General features: G+C 44.4%; 9 protein-coding genes. 3 read left to right on the top strand and 6 right to left on the bottom strand.

All coding sequences use genetic code 11. The annotated features are described in order from the left end of the window. Window positions 1-134: 134 nt before the first annotated feature. Entirely contained in the window at window positions 135-341 is a 207-nt protein-coding gene (locus tag L2755_RS03620; protein ID WP_248979388.1) for a YheV family putative zinc ribbon protein, read from the bottom strand. 160 nt (window positions 342-501) lie between these two features. On the opposite strand from L2755_RS03620, the gene L2755_RS03615 reads away from it, so the two are divergent. Further along, window positions 502-2,412: an ABC transporter ATP-binding protein gene (locus L2755_RS03615; protein WP_248979387.1), complete on the top strand. Its 1,911-nt coding sequence runs from the start codon at window positions 502-504 to the stop codon at window positions 2,410-2,412. 54 nt (window positions 2,413-2,466) lie between these two features. Continuing rightward, the gene (locus tag L2755_RS03610) at window positions 2,467-2,901 is read left to right on the top strand and encodes a TIGR02444 family protein (RefSeq protein WP_248979386.1); all 435 of its coding nucleotides are present in this window, start codon (window positions 2,467-2,469) and stop codon (window positions 2,899-2,901) included. Between the two features lie 75 nt (window positions 2,902-2,976). On the opposite strand, the gene L2755_RS03605 is transcribed toward L2755_RS03610, so the two are convergent. The 3 genes from L2755_RS03605 to L2755_RS03595 are packed head-to-tail and all read right to left on the bottom strand — an operon-like array spanning window position 2,977 to window position 5,180. Continuing rightward, a complete protein-coding gene (locus tag L2755_RS03605) occupies window positions 2,977-3,714 on the bottom strand; it encodes a TIGR04219 family outer membrane beta-barrel protein (protein ID WP_248979385.1) in 738 nt (245 codons plus the stop codon). 2 nt (window positions 3,715-3,716) lie between these two features. Beyond that, window positions 3,717-4,688, bottom strand: coding sequence for a DUF2333 family protein (locus L2755_RS03600; RefSeq protein ID WP_248979384.1), 972 nt, complete (start codon window positions 4,686-4,688; stop codon window positions 3,717-3,719). A 12-nt stretch (window positions 4,689-4,700) separates the two neighbouring features. Continuing rightward, window positions 4,701-5,180 (bottom strand): copper chaperone PCu(A)C, encoded by a 480-nt coding sequence (locus tag L2755_RS03595; protein WP_248979383.1) that lies wholly within the window; start codon window positions 5,178-5,180, stop codon window positions 4,701-4,703. Window positions 5,181-5,215: 35 nt separating this feature from the next. Between L2755_RS03595 and L2755_RS03590 the strand changes: the two genes are divergently transcribed. Then, entirely contained in the window at window positions 5,216-5,953 is a 738-nt protein-coding gene (locus L2755_RS03590; protein WP_248979382.1) for an enoyl-CoA hydratase-related protein, read from the top strand. Window positions 5,954-6,139: 186 nt separating this feature from the next. On the opposite strand, the gene L2755_RS03585 is transcribed toward L2755_RS03590, so the two are convergent. After that, complete coding sequence (locus L2755_RS03585; protein WP_202286456.1) at window positions 6,140-6,340, bottom strand: PspC domain-containing protein; 201 nt, start codon at window positions 6,338-6,340, stop codon at window positions 6,140-6,142. A 175-nt stretch (window positions 6,341-6,515) separates the two neighbouring features. Then, window positions 6,516-6,824 carry a hypothetical protein gene (locus L2755_RS03580; RefSeq protein ID WP_248979381.1) on the bottom strand — a complete coding sequence of 103 codons (309 nt, stop codon included), beginning with the start codon at window positions 6,822-6,824 and terminating at the stop codon, window positions 6,516-6,518. Between the last annotated feature and the right edge of the window lie 203 nt (window positions 6,825-7,027).

Raw genomic sequence — 7,027 nt, 5'->3', positions numbered from 1 at the left:
AACAGAAGAAAAAATCGCAAAAAAAGCGACCGGTGCGGTGATTGGTGTCTTTAAACCTGATTAGCCAATAGCAGGTTGTTAGCGACTGTACAGCTGTGTGTTTAACTGTACAGTCGCTAACAACCTGCTATTGGCTAATCAGGTTTAAAGACACCAATCACCGCACCGGTCGCTTTTTTTGCGATTTTTTCTTCTGTTTGCTGCTCACGATAATCGCACTCAACACATTCAACCGTTTCAATACCATTTTCTTTAAATAGCACGATAGTCTCCTTTGCGCGGCACTTCGGGCACTTTGCGCCTGCAACAAATCGTTTTTTCACTTTCTTAGTGGTGGTCATCAATCAGATCCCCAAGGGTAAATTCGCGCCATTTTGCCATAAAAGCACAAATAAGCCGAACCATGGCGATAGTTTTACCGCTTGGTCATAGCAGTCAGACTAGATTCTGGGCTATTATCCCCTGCAATAATTGCTTTCACTCAGACTCAAGTCGGCCTAAATGATCACCATCAGTCAAGCTCAACTCGTTCGCGGGTCTAAAACCCTGCTCGATGAAACCTCATTAACTATTTACCCAGGCCATAAAGTCGGTCTAGTGGGCGCCAACGGTACCGGCAAGTCTTCACTTTTAGCGCTGATCCTAGGCAAGATAAGTTTAGATAAAGGCGACTTTAGTATGCCTTCAGGTTGGCAGACCGCAACCGTGGCCCAAGAAACACCCGCACTTGATGTTGCAGCCATTGAATATGTTATTGACGGCGATACAGAGTACCGCGCTCTTGAAGCGCAATTGCATCAGGCCCAAGAGCTTGACGACGGTCATAAGATTGCCCTGCTACACGGTAAAATAGACGCCATTGGTGGCTATGCGATTAATAGCCGTGCGGCCAGTTTACTGGCTGGACTGGGCTTTAGTGACGCCGATCAATCCAACCCCGTTAAAAGTTTTTCGGGTGGTTGGCGTATGCGCTTAAACTTAGCCCAAGCGCTATTGTGCCGCTCCGATTTACTGCTACTTGATGAACCAACCAACCATTTAGACTTAGATACCATGTACTGGTTAGAAGGCTGGATTAAAGCTTATCAAGGCACCCTAATTTTGATCAGTCACGATCGTGACTTTATCGACGGCATTGTTGATGAAATAGTCCATGTCGAAAACCATAAACTCAATTACTACAGAGGTAACTATACCGCCTTTGAGGCGGTCCGTGCAGAGCGTATGGCGCAGCAACAAGTGGCCTTCGAACGTCAACAAAAAGAACGGGCGCATATGCAGTCATTTGTGGACCGTTTTAGATATAAAGCCAGTAAAGCAAAGCAAGCCCAGAGTCGTTTAAAGGCACTTGAACGCATGGCAGAGCTATTACCATCACAGGCTGACAGCCCATTCCATATGGCATTTAGAGAGCCTGAAGCACTACCAAACCCGCTCGTCACCATGGAGCAGGTTTCTATCGGTTATGGTGAAACAGAGATCCTTAAAAAGGTACAGTTAAACTTGGTGCCGGGTGCACGTATCGGCTTGCTCGGCAGAAATGGCGCGGGTAAATCGACGTTAGTCAAACTGCTTTCCGGTGAGCTTTCGGCAATGAAAGGTAAATTTGAACCCAATCCAGGCTTGAACATTGGCTACTTTGCCCAGCATCAATTAGAGTTTTTGAGCTTAGACGATACGCCGCTACAACACCTTGCACGCCTAGCGCCTAATTCAAAAGAGCAAGAGCTACGCAACTTTTTGGGCGGTTATGGCTTTAATGGCGATATGGCCGTGGCACCTGTTCGTCCCTTCTCTGGTGGCGAAAAAGCGCGTTTAGTCTTGGCGCTATTGGTTTGGCAACGCCCTAACCTATTGCTACTTGATGAACCCACCAACCACTTAGATTTAGAGATGCGTCACGCGCTCACCATGGCGCTGCAGTCATTTGAAGGGGCAATGATTATCGTATCCCACGATAGGCATTTACTGCGCCTTAGCTGCAGCGATTACTACTTAGTGGATCAAGGCGAAGTCAAAAGCTTTGAAGGCGATTTAGACGATTACCACCAATGGCTACTCGAGGCTGCAAAAGCCGCCAACAAAAGCGATACTGGCCCCGAGACTAAACCCACTCAAGACAAAAAACAGCAAAAGCGCTTAGAAGCTGAACTTAGGCAAAAGCTGTCACCAATAAGAAAAGTCCAAATTAAGCTAGAAAAAGAGCAACAAAAGGCAAATGACCGCTTGAGTGAACTAGAGCAGATGCTTGCCGATGCCAGCCTCTACGACGCCGATAATAAGGCCAAGCTAACCAAGGTACTCAATGAACGAACAACATTGACCCAAGGGTTAGAAGAGAGCGAGATGGAGTGGCTAGAGGTCCAAGAAGAGATTGAAAAGATTGAACAAAGTGTTCGGGCTGCGGTCTGAACATATAGAACAAAACAAAGGGGCCTTGAGTCCCTTTTTCAATGGATGAAGCTAATGACCTTTTTCAACAGATTAGACTTGAGTTTGTGGCAAGACTGCGACGCTATTTACCACAAACACCAGCAGCTGTGTCTAAGTTTTCAGGACGAACATCAGGTCAATGTGAACTTGTTACTGCTTGCACTTTGGCTAGATAGCCGAGAGAAATTGCTGTCTGCCACCCAATGGCAAACACTACAACAAGACACGCTTAAGTGGGAAGAAAAGGTACTTCTGCCCTACAGAAAGCTGCGTCGCCTGAGTAAGTCTTGCTTAAGCGACATAGAATACCAACAAATGCTCGAGGTGGAGCTGATGCTTGAACGTAAGTCTCAACGGCTTATATTGCACGGCTTAAACCAGCTAGCTTGGCAAGGTGACAGCAGTAACTTGTCCAGCTATTTAGCCCTGTTTAACCTCAATAGTGAACACTACCCGTCTTTAACATAGCGGTGTAGACATAAAAAATGCCAGTCTCAGCGACTGGCATTTAAACCTAAATTAGTTTGCTTGAGTCATAAAGGCTTAGAAAACCAATTCTACGCCGGCAAAGTAACCTTTGAACTGCATATCGGCTGTCACACCGTCAAAGCCATTAACATCAAACTTAAAGTCACGGTAACCGGCGCGGATGCGATAATCCACTGCAGCACCATCAAAGTTCCAGCCAAGACCGACTGAATAATCGTAAACGTTTGACTCGTCAACGCCCATCATCACATCAGCAAAACCGTACAAACCTAGACCTGGAATACCAATCTGTGCATCGACATAACCCATCACGATACCGCTATCGATATCTTTTGACTCTGGGTGGCCAGCATCAGACACTCGGAATTCACCGTGCATGACTTTGTACGCTGCACCGATATCTAACGCCACAATATCGTTATCTAGAATTTCGTAATAAAGTACAAAGTCAGTATTACTCAAGTCTGTGGTCGCATTAACATCGCCAATGAAGCGATTATCGTTAAAGCTAAAATCAGCACCAGACATGCTTCCTTTACCTTCCAAACGGTTTTCACGGATCTTAACATTAGGCACTAACGGGATTGGATGTTCAATCGCCAGCCAAACGCTACCTTGAGAATCGTCTTTGTAGTTAAACTCTTGCTGTGGCTGGCCTCTTTCAGCAAAAGTACCACTGGTATCCGCTTGCCAATAATCGCCACCCACTTTAAATCCAACAACAGAAGCAGCATGAGCAGAAGTGCCTACCAAAGAGCCTAATAGTGCACACGCCAGTAATGTCTTTTTCATAGTTAACCCTGAGTCAATAAGATAGTTAAATCGATAACCGCGGCATTTGCGCGGGAGATATAGTTCGCCATCACTAACGAGTGATTAGCGACAACCCCAAAGCCTGAACCATTGAGGATCAATGGGCTCCAAACGGATTGTTGTGTTTCTTCGAGTTCGCGAATGATTTGACGCAAACTCACTTGAGCATTCTTTTTCTTTAGCACATCAGCAAAATCAACTTCTATGGCTTTCATGAAGTTAAGCAGTGCCCATGTCGCGCCGCGAGTCTCATAGAAAACATCATCTATTTTCCACCAGCTGGTCCTTATCTCTTGCGCCACATAACCTGGTGTAGACTGGCTTGCTGAACTGTCACCCGATAAGTCGGTATTTAGCCTTTCTTGACCCACGCTAGCTGAAAGTCGTTGCGACATACTGCCTAAGCGCTTTTGGATCTCTTTCAACCATTCGTTTAGATTGTCTGCTCGGGCATAAAACTGCGCATCAGGATTATCGGTGGCAATCATTCGAGCACGATACAGTTTCAATAGCTTAACCGCATCGCGATATTCACCTTCAGCGCTGGGCACCAACCAACTGGTATGCTCGATGTTCAGCTTTGAATGCGCGGCAAGCAGGTCTTTATCGGCCGTAGATTGCGACTGAGAACGACTAAACTCCTTACGCATAATAAGTGCTAAATCACGAGCCTGCTCAATCGCACCAAATTCAAATGCTGGCATATTATCCATTAGGATCGATGGCGGAGTAACGTCATTCGATAACCAGCCGCCCGGCTTATCCAGCAAGGCCTCAACGGTTAAAATAAGCGACGTTGTGGTGGCATAACCGGTGACTTGGCTTCCATTGTCTTGCTGATAAACGTCTTGTTCGATGACGTCAGGTGCAACACTCCACCAAACCGCCATAAAGTAGCCAATAAAAAAGATTACCACCGCGATGCCGACGCCTTTTTTCCATGTCATTTGCATTAGCTTTATTCCTTAATGATGGTGATGATGGTGTTCAGACTCTGCTGAGTTTGCCTGCTTTTTAACCGGCAGCGAAATCACTTGCTGCTTACCATCTGAGAACGTTAGGGTTAAATCCACTTTACTCTCTTCAGCTAAAGGTGCAGTCAGCCCCAGAAACATGATGTGATTACCAGCTTCCGACAGTACTAGGCTGCCATGAGAGTCTATGTCAAAGCCGTCAACTTGGCGCATTTTTATCATGCCATCTTCATCAATAAGTGTGTGCAACTGTGCTTCTTTTGCAAAAGGGGCTTCAACTGCAATAAGTCGTGTGGCGGGGCCATGATTTTCTAAGGTGATATAAGCAGCAGTATTGGGTACGCTTGGCGGCATTGCACGCACATAACCGTCAACCAGTATTACTTGCGCAAAAGCGGTAAATGAAATACAGCTCAGCAGAGTGAGGTTAAACAGTTGTTTGAATATTTGCTTCAATGTCTTAAACTCCATTTTAAAACCCAATTCGCAACATGAGGACATAACGAATGAGTACGATTCAAGTTAAGGACGATAACGGGGTACGCATTATTACGTTTAACCGTCCAGACAAGCGCAACGCGCTCAACCTACAAATGTATACACAGCTAACAGAATACCTTATCCAAGGCGAATCAGACAATGAAATTCGAGCCTTTATGTTCCGTGGGCAAGCTGAATGCTTTACTTCAGGTAATGATGTTGCTGACTTTTTAAAAAATAGTAACTTAGGTGTAGAACATCCTGCTTTTAGGTTCCTATTTTGCCTACTCGATTTAAAGAAACCTGTTGTCGCTGCCGTTACCGGCGCAGCTGTTGGCATTGGGACAACCTTGTTACTGCATTGCGATTTAGTCTATGCCGACACCACGGCTAAATTCCAACTGCCCTTCGTCAAACTGGCATTAGTGCCAGAAGCTGGCGCAAGCCTGCTATTACCACAAGTTGTTGGTCACGTGAAAGCTGCGGAACTACTGATGCTGGGCGAAAGCTTTAACGCGGCAGCTGCACATTCATACGGGCTCATCAATGACGTTATTGACTCTGATGACATTTTTGAGTTTGCGTTGCATAAAGCGAAGCTTTTGGCACAGCAACCGCCTATCTCTTTGCAGGCGACTAAACAGTTAATGCGTTATAACAGGGAGGAGGTAAGAACTCAGATGAAGAAAGAACTGGCAGAATTTGCGACTAGGCTTACAAGTGATGAAGCAAAATCTCGTTTCGCTGCATTTCTAAAAAAGTAGTTCGTTGCCTAAAAAGGCGATAAATCTTCAGAAAGTATGCTTGCTTATAGTGGTATCAATCTTAGCAAGCATACCTTGTTAAATTACACACTAACTCATTAACTGAGCAATCAGTATTGCCAGTCTTCGCACTGTTTATCTGTTTACTGATCCTACTATCGGCGTCTTGGTATTTAAACATCTGCATTAGCATGGTTTTTCCCATTTAGGTAACACCAAAGCGAGCACAAAGTAGATCACTAATCCCATTGCCGGATTACAAAAAACAGCCAGTGCACACACCACACGAGTCCATAAGCATGACCAGTCAAACTTATCTGCCATTGCCGCAGCAACACCACAAACTAATGACGAAGGATCTTTTAATCTATTAATAAAATCAGCCATTTCAAACTCCCTTTACTTAAAATTTAATCTTTTAAACTTAATATTTTAAACTTAATATTTTAAATTTAATCTTTCAATTTATGCCACTGTAGCGAGCAAACAATACAAGCAAACATCGCTAAACTAACCACCGGCAGCAATAACAAACCAACAAGCTGAGCAATAAACCACATAATTAATCCTCAATTAGTGCGCTTGTTACTAATGGGTTTTCAACCTTTTCAGCGGTTAGTTTGGCAGCTTTCAAATCTTCATCACTGCTTAATTCGAACATCATTTCTGACATTTGTGATTGAATAGAAAGACTCAATTCTGTTTGTGCTTTACTGACCATGTCTTGCATTTGTGCGCTAATGTTTCGCTCCAAACTATTTGCCACTTCAGTGACCAACGACGTTTCCGCTTGTACAGAAACACTAGCAGCTAACAACACAGCAGTTAATACAGAGGTCTTTACCGTTTTCATTACAATAGAATTAAACATGATGGATTCCTTTTCGAGTTTCGCCTAATTGCATAGAGACTAATACAAGTGGCGTGCCAACTTTGGCGTATACAGTTAAAGCATTGATAAATATACAGTTGGCAACTTACTCTAGAATTTTTACGATGTGGAGTATTACGAGGAGTAACTAACGTTAGCGAAACTCACCATGCACTGGTGAATTTCACTACAAGCAATTTTTG

The sequence above is a fragment of the Shewanella abyssi genome, assembly GCF_023284025.1.
Taxonomy (GTDB): domain Bacteria; phylum Pseudomonadota; class Gammaproteobacteria; order Enterobacterales; family Shewanellaceae; genus Shewanella; species Shewanella abyssi.
Note: the sequence above shows the minus strand (reverse complement) of the source record. Positions and strands in the feature narration are given on the sequence as shown.